Below are 23304 nucleotides of genomic sequence, written 5' to 3' on the forward strand. Positions count from 1 at the left end.
GCAGCGGCGTAGTTGGTCACGTCGCGCGAGGGATGCGGGAGAGGTGTTGACCCCCATACCGCGCGAGACCTTGACAGTCCGAGACCGGCAACGATCGATGATCCTCGCTTGCTTGCTCCTCACCAACCAGAAAGTATTGCCAATACCATCGTGCAATAGATTTATGCAGTTTGGAGGTGGATCTTCAAACTTATATTTGAATAGATTGGGTTGAGCGAGGAAGAAACAATGTCGGCGATATCGCTATCACCAACTCGACGCGATGTCATTGTTGCGGCCGCCGCAGTTGGAACTGCCAACCTGGTGCCTAGAGCTTTGCATGCAGCGGCCGGAGAAGAATCCATCCGCCCGTTCAGTATTCACGTCCCGACATGGGCGCTTGCAGATCTTCGTCGGCGTATCAAAGCTGTAAGATGGCCGGAACGGGAGACCGTCAATGATCGCTCCCAGGGCGTCCAACTCGCAAAGCTGCAAACGCTGGTCGAGTATTGGGGCAGCCGTTATGACTGGCGCAAGGTTGAGACGAAACTGAATAAATTGCCGCAGTTCATTACCAGTGTTGGCGGATTGGATATTCAATTCGCGCACATTCGCTCACCACACGAGAGGGCGATGCCATTGCTTATGACGCATGGTTGGCCTGGCTCGATTGTGGAACTTTTGAAAGTCATAGGCCCGCTGACCAATCCCACTGCGCATGGGGGGCGGGTAGAAGATGCATTTCACCTCGTCGTTCCGACGATGCCGGGCTACGGTTTCTCGGGTAAGCCGACTGCGACCGGTTGGGGTCCGGCGCGGATAGCTGGCGCGTTTCATGAGCTAATGATCAGGCTGGATTACAACGAGTACGTCTCGCAGGGAGGCGGCTGGGGCGCGATCGTTTCGCAGTTCTTGGCCGTTCAGGCTCCGAAAGGTCTTCTCGGCATTCATGTTAATATGCCTGGGAGTGTACCGCCGAGCATTGTTCGGCATCTCCGTAATCTCGACCCGGCGCCGGTGGAATTATCGGATCGGGAGAAGAGCGCCTATGATCGGCTGCTGCATTTCTACCGCGACGGTTTCGGTTACGCGGCGATGATGAATCAGAGCCCGCAAACCATCGGCTATGCCCTCTCCGATTCTCCGGTCGCAATGGCAGCGTATTTCTACGACAAATTCGCGGAGTGGACCGATAGCGACGGGGAGCCAGAACGGATCTTCACCTACAACGAGATGCTTGATGCCATCTCTTTCTACTGGTTTACCAACTCGGGAGCTTCGTCATCGCGGTCGTATTGGGAAGGCGCGCAAGCAGGCGGTGGTCCGTTTGATGCGTTTGACATCCCGAAAGTCCCTGTGGCGGTCACCGTGTATCCGGCCGAGATCTACCGCGCACCGCGGAGTTGGTGCGATAGAAGCTTCGGTAACCTCATTTATTGGAAGGAAGTGGATAGAGGCGGCCATTTCGCGGCGTGGGAGCAGCCTTACGTCTTCTCTACTGAGCTCAGGGAGGCGTTCAGACCGCTACGCCGAACAATCTGAGGCGAAAGAGGCGATTCTCCCCGCATCGCCTTTGCCCAGTAGCGCGGCCGGGTCGCCCCCCCACCCGGCCGCGCATTTGAGTTGCACGTGGGGCAAGAACGGACAATCATTTCCCTGAGGAGGCTTGAAAATGGACGGCATGCCACAACAAATTGACCACAATCGCCGCCGCTTACTCGGCACGGCCTTTGCGGCTATGACTGCCTTCGAACTGGGGACAGGCAAGCCTGCACTGGCGGGTTCGTCTGTGAACAATCCGGGCAAAAACCTCGTCACGAAAGCGGCTCAAATGTCGTTCGGTTCGTTGAAGCAGATTGATGCCGGATTGCTCAGCATCGGATACACCGAGACGGGCCCTGCCGCCGGCCCGGCCGTCGTACTACTCCATGGCTGGCCGTACGACATACACACATACGCTGACGCAGCGCCCCTGTTGGCTTCAAAGGGCTATCGAGTGATCGTGCCATATCTACGCGGCTACGGCACAACTCGGTTTCTTTCCGACGAGACCATGCGCAACGGCCAGCAGTCGGCGGTCGCCGTGGACGTTATTGCCCTGATGGATGCCCTGAGAATCGAACGGGCCACTATCGCTGGGTGCGATTGGGGCGCGCGAACGGCCAACATAGTCGCTGCACTGTGGCCAGAGCGCTGCAACGCTATGGTTTCGGTGAGCGGCTATCTAATCGGCAATCAGCAGGCAGGCAGGCAGCCATTGCCGCCGAGCGCGGAATTGCAGTGGTGGTACCAGTACTACTTTGCGACGGATCGTGGTCGCGCCGGTTATGAGAAATATACTCGCGATTTCGCGAAGCTAATATGGCGTCTCGCTTCGCCACGCTGGAACTTCGACGATGCTACTTTCGAGCGCAGCGCGGCCGCGTTTGACAATTCTGATCATGTGGCGATCGTCATCCACAATTACCGCTGGCGTCTCGGTCTGGCCGAAGGCGAGCCTCATTATGAGGACCTGGAGAAGCGGCTTGCGCAGGCGCCGGTCATCGCCGTCCCCACGATCACTCTGGAGGGTGACGCCAATGGTGCTCCCCATCTGGAAGCCAGCGTTTATGCGAAGATGTTCTCAGGGAGATACTCCCATCGTTTGATCACCGGCGGCATAGGGCACAATCTCCCTCAGGAAGCGCCGCAGGCATTTGCCGACGCAGTGATCGAAGTCGGTGCGGCCACGTAACTGCCCGGCTCTGAAATCGACTGCCACATGCGCCGCAATGACGTCATATCTTGCGACTTCAGAGATCAAGGACGACATCACCCGTTGGCCGGGAGCAGCAGATCAACGTGTTGCCGGCCGCGGGTGGATCGATTGGATCGGGCTGGTACTCGACCGTTCCAGTCACAAGCCCGGTCTCGCAAGTGTGACAGACACCCGTGCGGCACGACCATCGGGTGGGGACGTCGCACGCTTCAGCAAGTTCAAGCAGGCTCTGAAAACTCGAACCCCAATGGACGCTCAAGCCACTCCGCGCGAACGAAACGAGAGGTCCCGCACTGGAAGGTTCGTCAGGTAAATGCGGCGGCCGGCTTGGAGAGGTAGCAATGCCCGGGGTAATCGCGGGACTTGGGCCGAACAGCTCCATGTGGATTTGGTCCGCGGTGACACCCCAGGCTGCAAGGCCTGCGCTCAGGTCGCCCATAAAGGCCGACGGCCCGCAGATATAGAAGTTGGCATGGCGAGGCACGTCCAGTTCTCGGAGCACCTCGATGTCCAAATGTCCGGCGGCATCGAAATCGACACCTTGCCTATCCTCGCGATCGGGCGAGCTGAAGCTTACATGGCTGTGACTGTGAGGCAGGGCCTTGAGCAAGTCTCGGACCTCTTGGGCAAAAGGGTGCTCGTGGCCACACCGGGCTCCGTGGAGCCACCACACTTCCCGGGTCGAGTTCTCGGCCGCCAATGCATGAAGCATCGCGATGATGGGAGTCGCACCCACCCCAGCACTTAGAAGCACGATTGGTCCATCGTTGGACCGAAGCGTGAAGCTGCCACGTGGGGCGCTAACGTCCAGCACGTCGCCGATCTCGACCTTGTCGTCGATGTAGGCACTCGCCAGACCATGCAGTTCCCGCTTAACACTTATTCGGTAGTATTGCTCACCAGGTTTACTCGACAAAGAATAACTGCGCATCAGTGCCGGCGCATCGGTCGCCATCTGTAGGCGCAGCACGACAAACTGGCCTGGAAGAGCTGCAGTGAGGCGAGAGTCATCAACGGTTTCCAGCACCAGCGACATCACACTGCTGCTCTCGCGGATCTTGTGCATCACGCGCAGCGGGCGAAATCCTGCCCACGCAGTAGGCGGTCCGGACGCTGGATCAAGCCCGGCATTTCCGGTCGTCGCACCGCCACTTTTGTTTTGTAAGAGTAGAGCCTGGAAGGATCCTTGCCAGCCAGTGCTCAGCGCCGGGATGCGCAGCGCCCGTTCAAGCTGGCGGCGAGGGTGACGGGGCAAGTATAGCAGCGCATTGACCTCTGACACTGTCATGCGCTCAGGGCCTATCCCCACCTGGACGATCTCATCTCCAGCCTCGACTTGACCTTCTTCCAGCACGCGCAGATAGAAGCCGGGTCTGCCCCGTGCAACCAGCAGCGCGGCCATGCGCGGCTCGTTCATGCGAATACCGACTCGGTAGCAGGTGACGCGGGGTTGGGTCACTTCGAACAAGGCGCTCCCGATCCGGTAGCGATCACCTATGCATACGTCCTGATCCGGCAGGCCATCGACCGTGAAATTCTCGCCAAACTGCCCGTAGGTGAAGTCATTGCGGCCCAGCTCGCTTTGCCAAAAGCGATAGGATTCCCATTGATACACCAATACCGCCCGTTGTTCGCCGCCGTGCCCCGCCACGTCTCCTTGCCCATCGCCATCGACGTTGAGCCGGCGTACCTGACGTGGGCCTTGAACTGGCGTTTTCCAAACCGCGGTGTCGACGGTCTTTCCTCGCCATGGAATGCCACGCGGCAAGCCCACATTGACGGACAGCAAACGAGCCATCACTCGGTCCTTTCAGCCAGCCAATGCCAGCGAGTTCACGCAGCGACCCCTCAACCAGGGATTCTGACATTCCGACCCACCAGCAGAGAATAGCATTGCAGGGGCCATCGAGACGAGTGACACCAAAGTATCGATAATACCATCGTGCCATATATTCTTTTTCTGCCTGCTGGCAATACTTGCGAACTGAGGTCTATTTGATAGATATGCGTGTGGGCTCTTGCTTTTTGGTGAAGGCTGTTCTGACGCGTGTCATGCTGATTTTGGACCTTGTGTCGCGAATTTGATGCAGAGGAGCCTATGACGATGTCACATCATTATTCAGGTCCCAACTTCGGCTTCCCGCAGGCAGACGCGCGGCTGGATCTCACCGATCTGTATGCCTTTCCGAAACCGGGGGACGCGGGGAAGTCGATCCTGATCATGAATGTGCATCCGTCCTCTACGGTAATCCATCCGGAGCCTACCACTAACGAACCGTTCTCGCCTGACGGCCTTTATGAGATCAAAATTGACACCAATGGCGATGCGGTCGCCGATATCGCGTATCGAGTCCGCGTTTCAGCTTTACCAGGAGCGATGCAGACTGCCACGGTACGGCGGGTTGAGGGCATACTAGCCGCTGGGACAGACGACGGTGGAGAGGTTGTCTTTCTGGAGGCTCCGGTGTCGACGGGCAGGGATGCGCAAGTGGCCGAGGCCGGCGACTATCGTTTTTTCGCGGGTTGGCGAAGCGAAGCATTTTTCTTTGATACCTTGGGTGCCATAAATGATCTGCATTTCACTGGTGCTGATTTCTTCTGTGACAAAAACGTCTGCAGCATCGTTCTGGAAGTGCCCAACTCCGCGTTGGGGACCAAACCGGTTGGTCTGTGGGCACGCACGCTGGACAAGCAAAGTGAGGGTTGGGTGCAAGTCGAACGGGGTGCGCGCCCCCAGCAGGCAGTATTCCTGCCCGGTGAGCAGCAAGAGGCTTATCTCGCCGGCGAACCTGCAGATGACGCCCGGTTTGTCTGTTCGCACACGCGCTTGAGCACACTGGTGGATATCTACCGGATGAAGCCGAGCGTGTGGCAAGGACATTGTTGCCGGATATCATGCCCTATGACTCGAGCCGGCCTGCGTCCTTTCCGGAAAATGGCAGGACACTGACGGACGATACGGCGGACGCTTTCATGGCCGTCCTTACGAACGGCAAGTTGGCGGGGGACGGAGTTGGGGCGCATAGCGATCTGCTTGCCGAGTTCCCCTACCTAGGGCCGCCGCATGGCGCCTACGGTTGATCGCATCCCATCTCACATCGGCGCAGACCTGCTCCTTTTGCGGGCAGACACGGGACTATTTGTCTTAAAAGGAGAGTACGATGCGATTGATCCGAACCTGCATAGCTCTAACCGCAGCCTTTGTGATGCCGGCCTCGGCGCATTCGGGTATCGGTTCGGCCGCTTCCTTCGCGGCCGGCGTCGCTCATCCGCTAGGTGGCCTCGATCATATTGCCGCTATGGTGGCAGTTGGCGTGTGGGCCGCCGTCAAGGGTAACCGCGCGCTCTGGGCGTGGCCGCTGACTTTTGTCGCAGTTATGCTGATCGGCGGCGTGCTCGGCCTGGTACAGATCGCTTTGCCCTTTGTCGAACCCGGCATTCTGGCCTCAGTCGTCGTGCTGGGGCTCATGGTGGGGTTGGCGGTGAACCCGCCTTTATGGGTTGGCGCCGCGATCATCGGCCTTTTTGGGCTACTGCATGGACATGCTCATGGAGCCGAGGTCGCCCATACGGTGAACGGGCTGGAGTACGTCGCGGGTTTTGCGCTCGCCACCGCCACGTTGCATGCCGTCGGCATCGGTTTGGCACTTACTTTGCAACGCTTGGCGCCGGGTCCGGTCAATCGTCTTGTTGGCGCGACTTGTATGGCCGTCGGCCTCGGATTGTGCACGGGCGTTCTTTGAGTCCGGACCCGCGGTGTTTTCGCCATTCGGTTGGATTGTTCTTGGTGATGTTGCAGGCAGGCCTTCAGAAGGCAAGCCGTGGCGACTGAGCGTGCGGAGGAATGGAATGTCAGATCCAGACGCAGATCAAAATGTGTTTACCGTGCGGGGAGATGTTGTTCAGGGACGTTTAGCCTCGCAGATGTCGAGAGCCGGTATCGTCCATGACCTAGGGAATCTCATTCAGGTCGCCCTATCCGCGTTGAATCACCTGGGCCGCGACCCGAATATCGCAACGACTCCGGGCGTGGGGTTTGTAATTGGTGGCGCCAAAACCGCTTTGGAACGAGCGGGTTGCCTTGTTAGGCAGACCATCAGGACAGCCGGAGAAATCCAAGGGGAAATTGCGTATGCGAACGTGGGGGTTTGCTTGGCGGACCTACATTCCGTTATTCGCAGCGCTTGGGACGCAAACGTCCATCTCGAGATTTGGGTCGCCTCCGACCTACCTTTGGTACGGTGCGATCGGGTTGGATTGCAAAATGCGGTCCTCAACCTTCTGTTCAACGCGCGCGATGCAATGCCTGACGGTGGTTTGATTTCAGTTAGCGCCTCAGAATCGGAGAACTCCAGCCAGGTGGACATTCGTGTTGAAGACCGCGGTATTGGAATGACCAGCGACACCATGATGCGGGCATTTGATCTCTTCTTCACGACGAAAGGCGAAGGCCTCGGTGGCGTTGGATTGCCGATGGTGAAACGTTTCGTCCAAGATTCCGGAGGGAGTATCGATCTTAAGAGTACGCTTGGGTCAGGCACGACAGTGACGTTGAAATTGCCCGCGATGCATTAGGGGCGTGAAGGTAGAAGGCGTGTGACCGGTCGCCCATTCAGTTGGTCGTTTGTTGGCAAAGCTCGATGGCTTCGACGCTAGGATGTGAGGTGCAACTGTGAAGGCGCGATCCGAATCAGACGGCGTCGCCCAACTGAGTGGGGTGCGCTCCGAAGGAGCGGTGGCAGCGGAGCGCGAGGCGATGATCCCTCCGCAGACAGAGCGATCTTTAATAGCTCGGTTTCCGGCCTCATTTTTTGCCATCGGCCTTGGGACAAGTTCTTTCGCCGTCATGTGGCAGGTTGCGCATCAACTGTGGACAGTTCCCGACGGAATTGTTCTGGCGGTGGTCATAGTGGCAACGTGCCTATGGGCAGCCCTCTTGACGTTCTATGGATTGAAGTTGTGGTTCGCGCCGGTCGCGGTGCGAGCAGAACTCGCGGATCCCGTTCAGAACTGCTTTCCTGGTCTATCGGGAATCGGGATGATGCTAACCGCAGTGAGTATATTGCCGTTCAGCGCGGCGACCTCGACCATACTCCTGTGCATCGGCGGGGCAGTGGCGGTCGGATTTGGTCTTTGGCATTCGCAATTGATTTGGAAATCGGCAATCGCTCTGTCTGACGCGACGCCAGCCTTGTACCTGCCTGTTGCCGCCGGGTCGTTCGTCCTCAGCATTGGCCTATCGACATTTGGACATTCTGAATGGGCGCAACTAGCGTTGGGTGCGGGCCTGTTTTCGTGGCTCACAATCGATTCCGTGTTGTTCTATCGGCTCTATTTTGGCGAGCCGCTTCAAGAACAGATTCGGTCGACCCTGGGGGTCCAGCTCGCCCCTCCGGCGGTCTGCTCGCTCGCGTATACTAACTTGTCAGGTACCCCAGGAGACGTATTTGTCCACTGTCTTATCGGCTACGCAATGCTGCAGGCAGTTATCGTCGGCGGCGTTCTCCCGCGGATTGTCCGCCGTTTTTCTGCCGGTCTTTGGAGCGTAAGCTTCGGCGCCACCGCGTTGGCAACAACGATTGAAAAACTCGCCATCCGTGGCGACACAGGTTTGGCGACCGCCTTGGCTCTTCCATTTTTTGCTGCCGCAAACGTGCTAATTGCGTGGCTAACCGTTAAAACCATCATATTGGCTATGACCGGCTCATTACTTCCCGCGCCTCTAGGCGGGCAAGCGGGGCGATAGCAGACTGCAATCGTCGTCCGGTGGTGTCGAACAAGCAGACGCGATTGGCCTGCAACCGCAGCCAGATCGTTTCGTCGGGTTGCACGTTGATCCGCTCGTGAAACATAGTCACCACGGTCTGTCCTCCGACGCTCGCGGTCACGTGCGTTTCCGGGCCGAGTGGCTCAACGACAATGACCTGGGCCGGGATACCCGAACCTGGCGGTGCGATAGTGAAACATTCCGGTCTGATACCGTAAACCGCTTCCGTGCCGGATGGCCTTGAAACGCTGTCGGGCAGCGGCAGTATGGCGCCTCCATCGGCCATGAAAACGGGCCGGCCGTTGGCGCTTCCGAAGTGGCCTTTCAGCAGGTTCATGGACGGTGAGCCGATGAATTCGGCAACGAACATGCTCTGCGGGTCGTCATAGAGATCGAGCGGCCGGCCGATCTGTTCGATACGGCCTCCATTCATCACCACAATCCGATCAGCCATGGTCATGGCTTCGACTTGGTCATGGGTCACGTAGACAATGGTCGTGGCAAGCCTGCGGTGCAGGCTCTTGATTTCGGCGCGCATGGCGACGCGCAGCTTTGCATCGAGATTGGAGAGCGGCTCGTCGAACAGGAAGACCTGCGGTTTGCGAACGATTGATCGACCCATGGCCACGCGCTGGCGCTGGCCGCCCGACAGCTGGCGCGGATAGCGATCGAGAAGCGGCGTCAGTCCCAGTATCTCAGCAGCTTCCGCTACGCGCTTCTGCTTCACATCTTTTGGTGCGCCGGCCAGCGTCAGCGAAAACGCCATGTTCTCCGCCACTGTCATATGCGGATAGAGCGCGTAATTCTGGAACACCATGGAGATGTCGCGTTGCTTCGGAGGCAGATCATTGACGACCTGCCCGCCGATGCCGATCGTTCCGCCGGGGATGTTTTCCAGACCCGCGATCATCCGCAGAAGCGTCGATTTACCGCAACCGGACGGGCCGACGAGCACCATGAACTCGCCGTCGTGGATGTCGACAGAGACGCCATGAAGCACCTCGACCGAACCATATGCCTTGCGCGCTTTATCGATCGCAACGTTCGCCATCAGGCCGCTCCGACTCGGATTTCATTGCACGATAAGGCGCCTTCATGTACGAGCAAGCCGATGCCGCCGTCGTGCAAAGCGTGCGGACTTCTGTCTTCCGCAAACAGCGAACTGCCGTCGGCGTCGAAGGTAATGCGATCGCCCTTGGCCGCCACTTTCATCGATATAGGCTTCTCGAATACGGTGTTGAAGCTGGTTTCAGCGAGCACCTCGGTGTCCTCGTCGCGGACGCGAACGATCTGCATCTTGCCGTCGCGGGTGACGCGGGCGCCATAATAGCGGCGTAGACCCTGCGCCCGGATTGCCAGACCGCCATAATTGCCGAGATGCATCACCACATCGCCCGACGCCTGGTAATCGGCCCACTGGCGCGTGCCATGAATGATGATGCCTTCGCCGTTGTTCTGCGAGATCCGGAATGCGGCGGGATAACGCTTGGAGAAGAAATCTGCGCCGTTGACCCAGGACATCCGCCAGAAATCGCCGTCACCAGCCGGGCGTTTCAGCGTCAGTTCAGGCGTACCATCCCACCTGACAAAGTCGACAAGCAAGCGACCATCCGCGCGCTTGCCGGTGCTGGAAATCGACAGGCCGAGCTCGGCGATAGGCTGGCCGCCGGTATCCGGGAGAACCCATTCGAGAACGGCCTCCTTGCCCGGCTCGATGATCTCCGGGGAGCCGTCGACATTGCGCAATTCGTCGTGCTCGTCGTAGACGCGCGCCCGCAGTCCTACCGCGACGGCACCGCGGTTCTTTTGATCGGCAATGATGCGACCGCGCACGACTTGACCGGAATAGACGAGCGGCGTCGCCATCAGGTCGTAGGTACGCATGTTAAGCATTTCGCGCGGCGAGAAGGTCGGACTGGTCACCACCGCGACCTGCGTGGGCCCCAACGCGTCATAGTCGATTGTGAGAGCACGGCTGCCCTCGAACTCCGCGTTGCCGACGCGCACCGCGTGGCTGACGGCAAGACCGGTCTGCGGCCTGAAGCCCTGCTGGCTGCCGGACAGCGAGAAATGGAACTGCGCGCCAGCCTTCGGAGCGTCGAGCTTTCGCCTGCCGCCCAACTGCAGGCCCAGATTGGTGAGGAAATAGGCCTGGCGGACCGCGTCGTTGATTGAGTTGCCGCCGTCGGCGGACGAGATCAGCATGCGGTCGGCGATCGGCCCGCGCCAGTCGGGGCCCTCTTCCAGCCCTTCGAGCCCGTTCATGATGCCGAGCAAGCAACCGACATTGCCGGCATTGCAATCAGTATCCCAGCCCGACGTGTTGACGATCATCTGTGCCTTCTGGAAATCCTGCGGCGCGTAGAGCACGGCCATGATCATCAGCGCGTGGTTCGGCACGACATGACAATTGCCGGGATATTTGTCGTAGCCATAGTGATGCTCGATCTTCTCACGGGTGTCGCGCCAATCCGGATGCGCCTTGTGCCAGGCCCGGATATCTCCGATCAGCTTGGCGATCAGGCAGTCCTGGGGTATCTGGCTCAGGCCGGTATCGATCAGATGGTCGATGTCCGAGGAGCCGAAGGCCTCGGCCTCCATAGCTGCCCAGAGCATGGCGGCGTAAACGGATTCGCCATCATGGCTGACCTTGCCGGCCTGTTCGGCGAGCCTTGCGGCAAGTTCGGGCTGGCGCGGCGCGACCATGGCCCAGCCGTCGATGAATATCTGCGCGCCGATCTGCTCGGCAACGGCCTGACCGTTGGTTTCAATCGAGCCGGACTGCGGGGCGGGCACACCCTTCCTGAGATTCAGCCAGGCGGTATGTTCGGTGGAATTGCCGTTGCCGCCCCACCACAGGATCGCGCGTTCTTCGACGATGTAGTTGAGCCAGGCCTTGCCGATTTCCTCGGCCGAAAGGCTTGCCTTGATACCATAGTCTTCCAGCGCGCGAATGAATGTGAAGGTGCCCGCGACATCGTCGTCCGTGACGACGAGCGGCTGGTTCAGGCGCTCATGCACGTAGTATTCAATCGGGCCTAGCTCTGCCATTATCTTCTGGTACGTCCAGCCCTCGAAAGGGCGGCCGAGATAGACCCCCACCAGCTTGCCGAGGACGCCGGCATAGACGCGTTCGAGATAGTCGTTGGGAAACTGCATCGTTCACTCCACAATTCGAAACGGGATCAGCCCTTCACCGAGCCGCCGGCCATGCCCTCGATGAAGCGCTTCTGCATGAAGACGAAGAGCAGGACGACGGGTACGACGATGATGAGGGCAGCGGCCATGATCTCGCCCCAGTCGGAACTGTATTGGCCGGAGAGCAGATAAAAGGCGATGACAGCGGTGACGTTTTCCTGCTTCTGCAGGAAGGTCGTCGCTATCAAGAACTCGTTCCACGAATTGAGGCCGATGATGAGCGCCACCGTGAGGATGCCGGGCGAGACGATCGGCAGCATTACCCGCGAGAAAACCTGCCACGAGGTGGCGCCATCGACGATCGCGGCTTCCTCGAGTTCCTTTGGAACGGCGATGAAGTAGGTCCTCAGCAGCATCACCGCGAAGGGGCTATAGAGTGCGGTATAGATCAGCGCGACGCCGAAAATATTGTTGATCAGGCCAAGCTTGGCGAAGCCGAAATAGAGCGGAAAGATGTAGAGCTGGATGGGCGCCGTCGTCGTCGCCAGCAGGTAGAAGGTGAAGATCTTCCACGACTTGAGCTTGCGTCGAGCCAGAACATAGGCGGTTAGCGACGAGGTCGAGCAGACCAAGACGATCGTCGTGCCGCTGACGACAAGGGAGTTCACGAAGGTCTTCGAAAACTTCGCGTGGTTCCATGCATTGACGAAATTCTCCCAGCGGATCGGGTCCGGCAGACCGAGCGGGTTCTCCACGATCTGAGCAGCCGGCTTCAGGGAATTGAGCACCAGAAGCGCGATCGGGAACAGAGCGATGAAGGCGAGCAGGCCAAGAAGCGCATAGGAAACCGTCAGCGTCAGGCGGCTTTCGACAAGCCTCATTGCTCTCCCTCCCGCGTCTGGATACGGACGTAGAAGAAGGTGCCAACCAGCCCGAACAGACTGATGACAAGCGCTGCGGCTGCGGCCTGCCCGACATTCAGGTCGTAGAAGGCCCTGCGGTAGGCGAGGGTGGACAGGAGCTCGCTCGAAAATGCCGGGCCGCCCTGGGTCATGATGTAGACGAAGTCGAAGGCGAGGAACGACCAGATCACCGTCATGATCATCATGAGCGTTATCGTCGGCCGAATGCCGGGCAGCAGCACGTAGCGCATCATCTGGAAATAGGTGGCGCCCTCGAGCCGTGCGGCCTCGATCTGCTCCTGCGGCACCTGGCGGAGCGCGGCGAAGAAGATGACACAAAGAAAGCCCCACCAGTGCCAGAGATCGACCGTCGCGACGCCGAACAGCGCCAGCGGCGGTTGCGTCAGCGGATTGGGGACCGGCATGCCATATCTCTTGAGGACGCCGAAGACCCCGGTAACTGGGCTATAGATCATGCCTTGCCAGACGCGCGCGGTGATGGCGGTGGCGATGACCACAGGAAGGAAATAGACGATCTGGAAGACGTTGCTGCCGCGGCGCACGATCAGCAGCATCGATGCGGCAGCGAGGCCCATGACGATCGGCACGGTGAGGAAGACGGCCGTCCAGACGATGTTGTTGCCGAGCGCCGACCAGAAGACACGATCCGCAGCCAAGGCCCGGAAATTGTCGAGGCCTGCAAAAGTCGGCGCCGAGATGCCATCCCAATTGCAGAAGGCGAGAGCGACTGTCAAAAGTGCCGGAACCAGCACGATCACGACATTGATGATCATCGTCGGGACAATGTAGAGCCGATGCATGGAATTCCTCCGGGGGAGGGCGACGCATGCCGCGCCGCCCTCAGCGGTGTGTCAGGCGCGGGCCGGAATTGCAGGCACCTTGCCCGCGTCCTTTTCCTGCTTGAACGTATCGTCGAGTTTCTTGAGAAAATCGGCGGATGAGGCTTTCTTGAGCCAAACCTCTTCCATGCCGCTGACCAGATAGGTGTCGGTCGCGGGCGGCAGGAAAGTCCACGTCGTATAGCCATATTTGCCCGCACCGACGGCGGCGGACAGCTTCTTCATGGCTTCCGTATAGAGCGGCAGCACCTTGTCTGACAGCTTCACCTTGGAGAGATCCGCAAGCGGCAGGTTCCATTCGCCTTGCCAGACCGAGTTCATCTTGATGTAGAAGTCGTCCTGGAACATGTAGTCGAGTACAGCGGCCGCACCGTCCGGATTTTCCGACTTGGCATTGATCGAAAGCGTCGAGCCGATGCCGAGCGGAAAGATGGGATCGCCGGACGCGCTGGGAAAGCCGACAAAACCCGGTTCGGCATTGTTGTCAGGGAAATAGGGCTTGACGTTGGTGAAGCTCCAGGTGCCCGTAGGCGCCATGCCTGCCTGGCCGGTGGCAATCTGCGCAAAGGCCTGTTCGGAGGTCAGCGAGAAGTAGTTATCGCCATAATAGCCCTTGTCCCACCACTCGGCCAGCTTGTCGATTGCCGCGACGAAGGCCGGATCCGTCCATTGAATGGCTCCGGTCAATGCCTTGTGGACGGTTTCCGGCCCAGCGATCGAGTTGATGGCAATCGATACATGCCATTCGTTCGCCGGACGCCAATCGGCATTGCCGGCGCCGAACGGCACGAGGCCCTTGCCCTTCATTTCATCGGCGAGGGCTTCAAGTTCTGCAATCGTCGTAGGTGCTTTCCAGTTGTTCTTCGCGAACAGCGTTTTGTTGTAGAACAGCCCCAGCGTCTCGTAGGTCTTGGCGAGCGCGTAGAGCTTGCCCTCGTAGCGGCCGAGATCGAGGAACAGAGGCAGCAGCCGTTCGTTCCAGCCGTATTTCTTGGCATAGTCGTCGAGTGACAGGAGTTGTCCAGCCTGCGCCATGGCGGCGACATAACTTGGGCCCGCGGTGAAGACGACGTCGGGTCCGGTGCCCGAGAGCATGGCGACACGAAGCTGCTTGTCGAGATCGGAGCCGCGGAAGTCGATGCTCAGGAGCTCTTCCGGATGGGCCGCGTTGAATGGGTCCACAAGCAGAGTCTTGAGATTGTCCTGATTTTCCGGCGATGCCGATTCATACCAGAACGTCACGGGATTTTGGTCGGCCGAATAGGCGACGCGCGGCAGGAGCGGCAGGCTTGCCAGACCAAGTCCGGCTTTCAGAATTGTACGGCGTTGCATGGTTTTCCTCCCAGTTTGTCAGACGGCCAGTGTCTAGATAGCTCGTGTCGAGCCTCGTTGGATAAGTTCGAAGGGCATTTCCAGCGCAGTCCCCGCACCGGTCTTCGTGCCGCGAAGCCGCTCCATTAGCGTCTGTGCCGCGCGCGCGCCCATTTGCCATTGAAACTGTGCAACGGTGGTCAGCGGCGGCGTGACCAGCTTCGCTGCAGGAATATCATCGAAGCCGACGACGGCGATCTCTCTGGGTATCTCGATGGCGCGCTCGCGCAGCGCCTGCATGACGCCGACGGCCATAAGGTCATTGGCGGCGAATATCGCGGTGGGCTGAAACGTGCTCGCAAGTATCGCTTCAGCGGCGCGTGTGCCGCCGATCTCCGAGAATTCCTCGTCAATGATCACATGGTCCGGATATCCTGCCCTGGCGAGGGCCGAGCGATAGCCATCGATGCGAGTGGCTTGGGGTCCACCGCGGCCGGCTACCATGGCGATACGCTTGTGGCCCTGGCCGATCAGATGCTCCGTGACCGCAAGCGCCGCGGCCCAGCTGTCGACATAGATGTCGTCGACGACGATCTCGCCGCCGCGCTTCTTGGAAGACTCGATGCGGACCACCGGAACCCCTGCTTCGACCAAGGGGCTGAAATCGCTGGCACGCAAAGTGAAGAAGACACCGATCACACCATCGACGCGACCCTGACGGGCCCAATCGAGGAAGTGCCGCTCGCGTTCCGGTGTGCCATCGGTGTTGACTGCGATAACGTCGTAACTCAGGCCGTCCGTCACCGATTGGATGCCGCGGATCAGCGATGGATAAAAAGGATTGGTGATGTCCGGTACGATACAGGCGATGGTCATCGAACGGCTGGTCTTCAACGCCTGCGCAAAGCGGTTGGGAACGTAGCCCAGTTCCTTGGCAGTCTTGGTGATGCGTGCCCAGGTCTCCGCCGGGATCGAAGGAGCGCTGCCGCCCCCCAGCACCATGGAAACGGCGGCCTGCGAGACCCCCGCCGCCCTGGCCACATCCTTCTGCGTCGCTCTGCCGCTTGCCATCGGTTATCCGGTGATACGTATTACTGATACGTATCACTATCAGCTTTGGATCCAGTGTCAACAGCTTCGCGGCAGCTGGCTCGGTCCGGAGCGAAGCCGTTAGACAATCATTCTGCCCATGACCGGCTCCCTGCTGCCGGCAGGCTGCCTGAAATCGAGATCATGGAGCCCGCATCTTCGATGCAGACAGCGATGCGCACGATGGGGCGCCAGAGGATGAAATTCTCAAAAATACGACGGCGACCTGGGCAGGTTGCCAAAGGATGTTTGGGGTCTAATCGCCGTTAAGACCGGGTGACTGCTGCTCGCTCGTGGGGCCTGATTGGATGCAATCATCGAGGCTCCGCCAGCGCATCTATACCTTCGTCTGATTGGATCATAACGCGGCATTTCGTAAATTAAAACGCTGAGAAAACGCCCGTGCGGCATGTAGAGGGACCGAGACCATGACGCAACAATTGAGCAAGACAACCCGTCCGGATCGCTTCCTTCGCACTCCGACAGATCTGGGCTCCGACGCGACCCGCGACATCGCCGCTGGCCTCGCCGGTCTTCTTGCTGATGTGTTCGCCCTGTATCTCAAGACCAAGAACTTCCACTGGCACATGAGCGGTCCAAGTTTCCGGGATTATCACCTTTTGCTCGACGAGCATGCGGACCAGATCTTTGCTATGACCGACGCGATCGCCGAGCGCGCGCGCAAGATCGGCGGAACCACGATCCGTTCAATCTCCGATATTGCGGGACGCCAACGCATCCTTGACAACAATGCCGACTATGTCGCCCCGCAGGATATGCTCGCCGAGCTTCACGGCGACAACAAGCAATTGGTGGCTGAACTGCGTCGCATCCATGAGCTGTGCGATAGCTATTCGGACATTGCCACTGCGAGCCTGGTCGAAGTGTGGATCGACGAAAGCGAACGGCGCAGCTGGTTTCTCTATGAAATTTGCCGCGTCTGAGCGGAAAAGCGGGGCAGGGCCGACGAGTGTCCGCACGCAGCACCGGCAGGTCCCGCCTTCGGGGATCGCGTAACTCCTCTAAATGAGCGGCAAGGGCTCGCGTGGGACAGCCCGCTGACCGACGGTCAGGGGGCATCGATCCGCATCGACTGTTCAGCCCGGCACCGACTCAAACTCGTTTTGTCGGGCGGGGATGGCAGCGGCGCGGACCGCGTCGTTGGCATAACCTTCCCGGGTGGGCCGCAGCTTCGAAACCCTACCAGGTGCTCTTGTAATCCGAACGACGACCCGCCTAGCCGGCTTTCTTGGCAGATCGTGGCATGGTTACCGCGCCATCAATTTGGACACGTTTCGCCACTGCGGTTTTCCTATCTGGTGAACGCCGCATGTCTCCGGGCATGCGACGCCAATTTCGAGGCCGCACGGTCGACCGATTGCACCTAGGTGTCTCCAATACCTTCGGACAGCTGTTCACATCTGCGTGACTAGATTATCGTCACTGTTGACACGCTAACTCAGCGTGGATCGCAGATATGAGGCTCTTGATGAAGGGAAAGCCCACTTCAAAGGCGGTCATTGTCTCCTGAAACGGCCAAGGCCGGGTGGAAGCTCGTCTCTGTAGGAAGCCACTCAAGGTTGGCGCCGATTAGATTGACGGTGGGCTGCACTTGATTTGCGGATTTTCGCGGGTCAATTTCTCTCTCCGAGCACGGGCTCATTCTCCTACCAGCAAGAATCTTGATGGCTGAGGATTCCGAGTACGCATTGGAGCCTCTTCGCGAAGGGGCGGAGTTCACGCTCTACCGCGGCAGAGAGCACGGCAATCAGATACCGATCTTAGCGGTGGCGGTCGCTGCTGAGCAGCCGTCACTTCAGAGTCTGCGGCGGCTCGAACACGAATACTCGTTGGCGAGCGAACTTGATGCAGCGTGGGCGGCTCGGCCCATCGCGATGACTCGTCAGCAAGGGCGAATGTTCCTCATTCTTGAGGATCCAGGTGGTGAACCCTTGGATCGGGCAGTTGAGCAGAACAAGGGACACCCGATCGATCTGCTCCGCTTTTTGCGTACAGCCATTGGTTTGGCAGCGGCGCTGGGTCAAGTCCACCGGCGAGGCCTCATCCATAAGGACATTAAGCCGGCGAACACACTTGTCGACGACTTCGGTCACGTTTGGCTTACCGGCTTTGGGGTCGCGTCCCGCCTTCCCCGCCAGCGTCAGTCGCCTGAGGCGCCCGAATTTATCGCCGGGTCACTCCCGTACATGGCTCCCGAACAGACCGGGCGGATGAACCGTTCTATCGATTCTCGGAGTGATCTCTATTCTCTGGGTGTCACGCTGTACGAAGTCTTGACCAGCAGTCTCCCGTTCACCGCTTCTGATCCGATGGAGTGGATTCACTGCCACATTGCGAGGCGCGCTGACTCGCCCACTGAGCGGGTAAGGGAAATTCCTCAGGTGCTGTCGTCAATCGTGATGAAGCTTCTGCTGAAGACGGCGGAGGAACGCTATCAGACTGCCGGGGGTGTCGAGGCAGACCTGCGTCGATGTCTGGTGGAATGGCAGCTGCATGGTCGCCTCGAGCCATTCCCGCTGGCCGCGCACGACACATCGGACCAACTGCTGATCCCAGAGCAGCTCTATGGGCGCGAACGCGAGATCGACTCCCTGCACGCGTCCTTTGACCGGGTCGTGGCCGAAGGCACCTCAGAACTCGTACTGATATCCGGCTATTCCGGCGTCGGCAAATCCTCGTTGGTGAGCGAATTGCATAAGGTCCTGGTCCCGTCACGCGGACTTTTCGCTGCAGGCAAGTTCGACCAGTACAAGCGCGACATCCCATACTCAACCCTGGCTCAGGCTTTCCAGATTCTGGTCCGTCAGATTCTCGTCAAGAGCGAAGCGGAAGTGGAGCAATGGCGGGATGTGTTGGCAGAGGCGGTCGGCTTGCACGGACAGCTGATCGTCAACCTCGTTCCCGAAGTGGGGTTCATCATCGGGAAGCAACCGGCCGTTTCCGATCTGCCACCTCAAGAAGCGCAAAACCGATTTAAGGTGGTGTTCTGCCGCTTCCTTGCAGCGTTCGCGAGGCCGGATCATCCCCTCGCCCTGTTCCTCGATGATCTGCAATGGCTGGACGCAGCCACGCTCGACGTCATCGAACATTTAATCACGCACTCGGAAGTGCGCCACCTTCTGCTGGTAGGCGCCTATCGGAACGACGAGGTCGGTCCGGCTCACCTGCTTTTGCGAATGCTGGATACAATCAAAAACGCGGATGCAAGGGTGGGGGAGATAATGTTGGCTCCCCTTGGGCTCGACGATGTCAGTCAGCTTACCGCAAGTGCCATGCAGTGTGACATCGAGCGCGCGCGGCCTTTGGCGCAGCTGGTTCACGAGAAGACCGGCGGAAATCCATTCTTTGCAATCCAATTCTTGACGGAGTTGGCCGACGAGGGATTGCTGGTGTTCGACCACGTCGGGCATGCTTGGCAATGGGAAATCGATCGCATCCACGCGAAGGGTTATACCGACAATGTGGTGGATCTCATGGTGGAAAAGCTGAAGCGGCTTTCTCCGCCCACCCTGGAAGTGCTGAAACAGCTCGCCTGTCTTGGCCACGTCGCCGGAATCGCCACACTGACTCTGGTACACGATGAAACAGAGGAAGCAATGCACGCGACGCTGCGGGAGGCCGTCTACGCTGGTCTCATCGATCAGCTGGATGGCGCATACAGGTTTCTACATGATCGAATTCAACAGGCGGTCTATTCGCTCATTCCCGACGAGCACCGAATTGACACCCACCTCCTCATCGGCCGCAAGCTGCTGGCGAACATGACAGGTGACCAGCTCGCCGAGCATCTGTTCAATGTCGTCGGCCAGCTCAATGGGGGCGCTGGGCTGCTGACTGAACTGCCGGAGAAAGCCCAGCTGGCGGCGCTCAACCTGCGCGCCGGCAGAAAGGCCAAAGCGTCGGCTGCCTATGTGTCTGCATGCGTGTATCTAGCGGCCGGAATGGCCATGCTCGACGAAAGAAGCTGGGACAGTCAGTACGAGTTAACGTTCGGCCTCTGGTCCGAACGTGCGGAGTGCGACTTTTTAACCGGCAATTTCGAAGAAGCCGAGCAATTAATAATGGATTTGCTGCAATGCGCCGCGTCGAAAGTCGATCTGGCGGCCACCTACCGTCTGAAGGTCCTGCTCCATACTCTGAAATCGGAAAACGCCCAAGCCGTCGACAGCGCACTCTCGTGCCTGGGGCTATTCGGCATTGAAATGCCGGCGCACCCAAGCTGGGCGCAGGTCCAGGCCGAATACGAGACGGTCTGGCAGGTCCTCAGCGGACGCCCGATCGAAAGCTTGATCGATCTGCCCATGATGAAGGATCCGGAAATGCTGGCCGCGATGGACGTGCTGTCAGTGCTCCTCTCGCCGGCTCACCATACTGACTTCAATTTATGGTGCCTGCTCGCGTGCCGGATAGGCAAGATGGCCATGCAGCACGGAACAAGCGGCGCATCCGCCCATGGGTATGCCGATCTCGGCCAAATCCTCGGACCAGTTTTTCGCCGCTATAGCGACGGTTATCGATTCGCCGAGCTCGCTTGCGACATTGTCGATAAGCACAGCTTCGTCGCGTACCGTGGGAAGGCCTACCACGCGAAAGGAGTAGTGGCTGTCTGGACGCAACCGATTGCAAGCTCGATAAATTTTCTGCAAACGGCCTTTCGCATAGCAACTGACACCGGTGATCTGACCGTCGCCTGCTACTGCATAGACAAGTCCATCACCGAGTTTCTGATGCGGAACGATCCGCTCGACGCGGTGTGGCGCGAATCGGAAATGGGCCTGAACTTTGTCCGCAAAGCTCGGTTCGATGACGTGGCCACCGTTATCATGGCCCAGCAACGCTTCATTGCGACCATGCAGGATCGTACGTTAACCTTCTCCACTTTCAGTGATGCGACGTTTGACGAAGCAGACTTCGAAGCGCAAATCACGACTGACGGGACGGCGACGGCGGCCTGCCTATACTGGATACTCAAGTTACAAGCCCGTTTCCTGTCGGGCGACTACGTCGAGGCTCTAGCGTCAGCCGAGACGGCGAAAGAAATGCTTTGGGCCGCACCCGTTCATTTCCAGCAGCTCGACTACTTCTATTACGCCGCGCTGACCATGGCCACACTCTATGAGAACGCTTCGGCCGGCGAGAAGCGAGCATGGCATGATCTTCTGGCGCTGCACCTGGAACAATTGAGAGAATGGGCGGAAAACTACCCACCCACCTTCGGTGACAAGCATGCACTGCTGGCTGCTGAGATCGCCCGTATCGAAGGACGGGACGCCGACGCCATGCGGCTTTACGAGCAGGCAATTGGTTTGGCTCGCGACCAAAGTTTCGTGCAGAACGAGGGCCTGGCCTGTGAGTTGGCCGCCAGGTTTTACAACGCGCGCGGCTCCGAGACATCGGCCAATGCCCACCTGCGCAAGGCCCGGGGCTGTTATCTCCGCTGGGGCGCCCACGGCAAGGCGCGGCAGCTCGATCGGCTTTATCCGCACTTGGCCGCTCCGGAAGGAGAACGTGGTGCCGCAATCGTTGGCCCCCCGATTCAACATCTGGACGCAGCGAGTGTCATACTAGCCTCACAGGCTCTGTCCAGCGAGATCGAATTGCCCAAATTGATCGAGCGACTGATGAGGACCTTGATCGAGAACGCAGGCGCGGATCGCGGCCTTTTGATTCTGCCGACAGGGAATGAATATCTGATTCAGGCGGAGGCGCGAGCGACCGGAGATCAGATCGAAGTCACGATGCGTCAAGAGCCGATCACCCCGATCACATGTCCAGAATCCCTCGTCCGCTACGTCATCCGTACACGGGAAAGCGTGATTCTCGATGATGCTTCCAAACCTAACCTGTTCTCTGTTGATGACTATTTGCGCCACCGACAATTGAAGTCGATCCTCTGCGTTCCGCTGATCAAACAAGGAGAGTTGACCGGAATTCTCCTCCTCGAAAATGCGCTGACTTCACACGCGTTCACACCGGCTCGAATCACTGTCTTGGAACTCCTGGCGGCGCAAGCAGCGATCTCGCTCGAGAACACACGTCTCTATAGCGATCTCCAAGAACGGGAGGCGAAGGTTCGACGTCTCGTCGACTCCAATATCATCGGGATATGTATCTCCGATCTTGGCGGTCGCATCATGGAGGCCAACGAGGCCTTTCTCAATATCGTGGGATATACCCGCGAAGATGTTACTTCGGGCCTCCTCCGCTGGACCTCCTTGACGCCTGCCGAATGGAGAGGGGCAGACGAGCGAGCCTTGGCGGATATGGCTTCTACTGGCACTTACAGGCCTTATGAAAAGGACCTTCTTCGGAGTGACAACAAGCTCGTGCCCGTGCTTGTGGGTGGGGCGATCTTCGACGAACTCCGACATCAGGGCGTGGCCTTCGTCGTGGACCTGACCGAGCGAAAACGCGCCGAGGCAGAGGTGGTGCATGCCAACCGCGTAGCAACGATGGGCCAGCTCGCCGCGTCCATTGTCCACGAAGTCAATCAACCTATCGCGGCCACGCTGATGAATGCCGGAACCGCGATGCGCTTGCTCGCCCGCCAGCCGCCAAATTTGGAAGGGGTCAAGAACGCGATCGGCCGTATTATCAGCGACGGTAAGCGGACCGCTGATATTGTGAGCCGGATTCGTCACTTCTCCAAAAATGCGCCGGCTCGGAAGGAAAACTTGGAAATCAACGAGACAATTTTGGAAATTGCGGCACTAGCCCGTATCCCAATGTTAGAGAGAGGCGTCTTGGCGAAGATGCAACTGGCAGACGGGCTGCCGCATATTTTCGGGGACAGAGTCCAGTTGCAACAGGTGATTCTGAACTTAATCATGAACGCCATCGAAGCCATGAGCGAGATTGAGCAGGGATTGCGCGAATTGACGATCAGGACCAGCAAGGCTGAGTCAGGCGGCGTCCTTCTCTCGGTAAGTGATACGGGCCCGGGTCTGTCTCAGGCTAACCCGGAGAGCATCTTTGAAGCGTTTTACACGACCAAGTCCAACGGTTTGGGGATGGGATTGCCGATCTGTCGCTCGATCGTGGACGCGCATGGTGGCAGGCTCTGGGCAACGCCGAACAAACCTCATGGCGCCGTGTTTTCCGTGATGCTGCCAATTGGGGAAAAACCGCTTTAAGAGCGGCGCGCACCAAACACCATTCAGTGACGGTCTCCTCTTAATTCAAGGTGATCGACTTCTGTCAGCGCTCGGGCGATCTTGCGGCTGTAGGCCTCCTTGCGGAGGCTTCCGACCAGCACGGCCACTTTGATTGGGCTTCTCAATGACACCTTGACCCTCCTCGCAGTCCGCAACCCCACCGAGGCCACACCGATGCAGCACGAGGAAACGCCAGGTTTGGCGACTGGTCTATTGAACGTACGTGTTGGCGGCGTTCGGCGGTAGATGGTGCTGCAGCAGGTAGCTCGGCGGATTCACCGGTGACGAACTGGCAAGAGCCGATCCGCCGTCAGGCGTTCGCGTA

At 58.9% G+C, this 23304-nt stretch carries 15 protein-coding genes; 8 read left to right on the forward strand and 7 right to left on the reverse strand.

All coding sequences use genetic code 11. The features are described from left to right. Window positions 1-228: 228 nt before the first annotated feature. On the forward strand, window positions 229-1521 hold the full coding sequence (locus tag NKI67_RS23765; protein ID WP_352647121.1) for an epoxide hydrolase family protein: 1293 nt from the start codon (window positions 229-231) through the stop codon (window positions 1519-1521). 139 nt (window positions 1522-1660) lie between these two features. Beyond that, window positions 1661-2713, forward strand: a complete 1053-nt coding sequence (locus NKI67_RS23770; RefSeq protein WP_352647238.1) for an alpha/beta fold hydrolase — start codon at window positions 1661-1663, stop codon at window positions 2711-2713. 58 nt (window positions 2714-2771) lie between these two features. On the opposite strand, the gene NKI67_RS23775 is transcribed toward NKI67_RS23770, so the two are convergent. Continuing rightward, window positions 2772-4535, reverse strand: coding sequence for an MOSC domain-containing protein (locus tag NKI67_RS23775; RefSeq protein ID WP_352647124.1), 1764 nt, complete (start codon window positions 4533-4535; stop codon window positions 2772-2774). 306 nt (window positions 4536-4841) lie between these two features. On the opposite strand from NKI67_RS23775, the gene NKI67_RS23780 reads away from it, so the two are divergent. From NKI67_RS23780 to NKI67_RS23795, 4 genes are all read left to right on the forward strand, one after another. Continuing rightward, entirely contained in the window at window positions 4842-5687 is an 846-nt protein-coding gene (locus NKI67_RS23780; RefSeq protein ID WP_352647126.1) for a DUF4331 family protein, read from the forward strand. A 256-nt stretch (window positions 5688-5943) separates the two neighbouring features. Then, window positions 5944-6480: a HupE/UreJ family protein gene (locus NKI67_RS23785; protein ID WP_352647129.1), complete on the forward strand. Its 537-nt coding sequence runs from the start codon at window positions 5944-5946 to the stop codon at window positions 6478-6480. Between the two features lie 106 nt (window positions 6481-6586). Next, window positions 6587-7312: a sensor histidine kinase gene (locus tag NKI67_RS23790; RefSeq protein ID WP_352647131.1), complete on the forward strand. Its 726-nt coding sequence runs from the start codon at window positions 6587-6589 to the stop codon at window positions 7310-7312. A gap of 181 nt (window positions 7313-7493) precedes the next feature. Beyond that, a complete protein-coding gene (locus NKI67_RS23795; protein WP_352647133.1) occupies window positions 7494-8483 on the forward strand; it encodes an SLAC1 family transporter in 990 nt (329 codons plus the stop codon). Here the strand turns inward: NKI67_RS23795 and NKI67_RS23800 are convergent. From NKI67_RS23800 to NKI67_RS23825, 6 genes are read right to left on the reverse strand one after another with little or no spacing between them, the layout of a single operon-like run. Beyond that, window positions 8431-9555: an ABC transporter ATP-binding protein gene (locus NKI67_RS23800; protein ID WP_352647136.1), complete on the reverse strand. Its 1125-nt coding sequence runs from the start codon at window positions 9553-9555 to the stop codon at window positions 8431-8433. The two genes, NKI67_RS23795 and NKI67_RS23800, sit on opposite strands and share 53 nt — an antisense overlap. Beyond that, entirely contained in the window at window positions 9555-11663 is a 2109-nt protein-coding gene (locus tag NKI67_RS23805) for an ADP-ribosylglycohydrolase family protein (RefSeq protein WP_352647138.1), read from the reverse strand. The genes NKI67_RS23800 and NKI67_RS23805 overlap by 1 nt, the downstream gene beginning before the upstream one ends. 26 nt (window positions 11664-11689) lie before the next feature. Beyond that, window positions 11690-12523 carry a carbohydrate ABC transporter permease gene (locus NKI67_RS23810; protein ID WP_352647141.1) on the reverse strand — a complete coding sequence of 278 codons (834 nt, stop codon included), beginning with the start codon at window positions 12521-12523 and terminating at the stop codon, window positions 11690-11692. Then, complete coding sequence (locus tag NKI67_RS23815) at window positions 12520-13365, reverse strand: carbohydrate ABC transporter permease (RefSeq protein WP_352647143.1); 846 nt, start codon at window positions 13363-13365, stop codon at window positions 12520-12522. The genes NKI67_RS23810 and NKI67_RS23815 overlap by 4 nt, the downstream gene beginning before the upstream one ends. A 51-nt stretch (window positions 13366-13416) precedes the next feature. Further along, window positions 13417-14736, reverse strand: a complete 1320-nt coding sequence (locus NKI67_RS23820) for an ABC transporter substrate-binding protein (protein ID WP_352647145.1) — start codon at window positions 14734-14736, stop codon at window positions 13417-13419. Between the two features lie 33 nt (window positions 14737-14769). Further along, on the reverse strand, window positions 14770-15786 hold the full coding sequence (locus tag NKI67_RS23825) for a LacI family DNA-binding transcriptional regulator (RefSeq protein ID WP_027027099.1): 1017 nt from the start codon (window positions 15784-15786) through the stop codon (window positions 14770-14772). A 446-nt stretch (window positions 15787-16232) separates the two neighbouring features. On the opposite strand from NKI67_RS23825, the gene NKI67_RS23830 reads away from it, so the two are divergent. Both NKI67_RS23830 and NKI67_RS23835 read left to right on the forward strand, forming a co-directional pair. Next, window positions 16233-16748, forward strand: coding sequence for a Dps family protein (locus NKI67_RS23830; RefSeq protein WP_352647147.1), 516 nt, complete (start codon window positions 16233-16235; stop codon window positions 16746-16748). Window positions 16749-17489: 741 nt separating this feature from the next. Continuing rightward, window positions 17490-22958 (forward strand): AAA family ATPase, encoded by a 5469-nt coding sequence (locus NKI67_RS23835; protein WP_352647150.1) that lies wholly within the window; start codon window positions 17490-17492, stop codon window positions 22956-22958. Window positions 22959-23304: the final 346 nt, after the last annotated feature.

Origin of the sequence: Mesorhizobium sp. M0408 (genome assembly GCF_040321495.1) — a bacterium.
Classification (GTDB): Bacteria; Pseudomonadota; Alphaproteobacteria; order Rhizobiales; family Rhizobiaceae; genus Mesorhizobium.

What these genes read in the sequence shown, in the direction of transcription:
- NKI67_RS23800 (WP_352647136.1), bottom strand. Translation starts at nt 9,555, where the DNA reads ATGGCGAACGTTGCGATCGATAAAGCGCGCAAGGCATATGGTTCGGTC.
- NKI67_RS23825 (WP_027027099.1), bottom strand. Translation starts at nt 15,786, where the DNA reads ATGGCAAGCGGCAGAGCGACGCAGAAGGATGTGGCCAGGGCGGCGGGG.
- NKI67_RS23810 (WP_352647141.1), bottom strand. Translation starts at nt 12,523, where the DNA reads ATGAGGCTTGTCGAAAGCCGCCTGACGCTGACGGTTTCCTATGCGCTT.
- NKI67_RS23785 (WP_352647129.1), top strand. Translation starts at nt 5,944, where the DNA reads ATGCCGGCCTCGGCGCATTCGGGTATCGGTTCGGCCGCTTCCTTCGCG.
- NKI67_RS23820 (WP_352647145.1), bottom strand. Translation starts at nt 14,736, where the DNA reads ATGCAACGCCGTACAATTCTGAAAGCCGGACTTGGTCTGGCAAGCCTG.
- NKI67_RS23830 (WP_352647147.1), top strand. Translation starts at nt 16,233, where the DNA reads ATGACGCAACAATTGAGCAAGACAACCCGTCCGGATCGCTTCCTTCGC.
- NKI67_RS23815 (WP_352647143.1), bottom strand. Translation starts at nt 13,365, where the DNA reads ATGCATCGGCTCTACATTGTCCCGACGATGATCATCAATGTCGTGATC.
- NKI67_RS23790 (WP_352647131.1), top strand. Translation starts at nt 6,587, where the DNA reads ATGTCAGATCCAGACGCAGATCAAAATGTGTTTACCGTGCGGGGAGAT.
- NKI67_RS23835 (WP_352647150.1), top strand. Translation starts at nt 17,490, where the DNA reads ATGGCTGAGGATTCCGAGTACGCATTGGAGCCTCTTCGCGAAGGGGCG.
- NKI67_RS23775 (WP_352647124.1), bottom strand. Translation starts at nt 4,535, where the DNA reads ATGGCTCGTTTGCTGTCCGTCAATGTGGGCTTGCCGCGTGGCATTCCA.
- NKI67_RS23795 (WP_352647133.1), top strand. Translation starts at nt 7,494, where the DNA reads ATGATCCCTCCGCAGACAGAGCGATCTTTAATAGCTCGGTTTCCGGCC.
- NKI67_RS23780 (WP_352647126.1), top strand. Translation starts at nt 4,842, where the DNA reads ATGTCACATCATTATTCAGGTCCCAACTTCGGCTTCCCGCAGGCAGAC.
- NKI67_RS23770 (WP_352647238.1), top strand. Translation starts at nt 1,661, where the DNA reads ATGCCACAACAAATTGACCACAATCGCCGCCGCTTACTCGGCACGGCC.
- NKI67_RS23805 (WP_352647138.1), bottom strand. Translation starts at nt 11,663, where the DNA reads ATGCAGTTTCCCAACGACTATCTCGAACGCGTCTATGCCGGCGTCCTC.
- NKI67_RS23765 (WP_352647121.1), top strand. Translation starts at nt 229, where the DNA reads ATGTCGGCGATATCGCTATCACCAACTCGACGCGATGTCATTGTTGCG.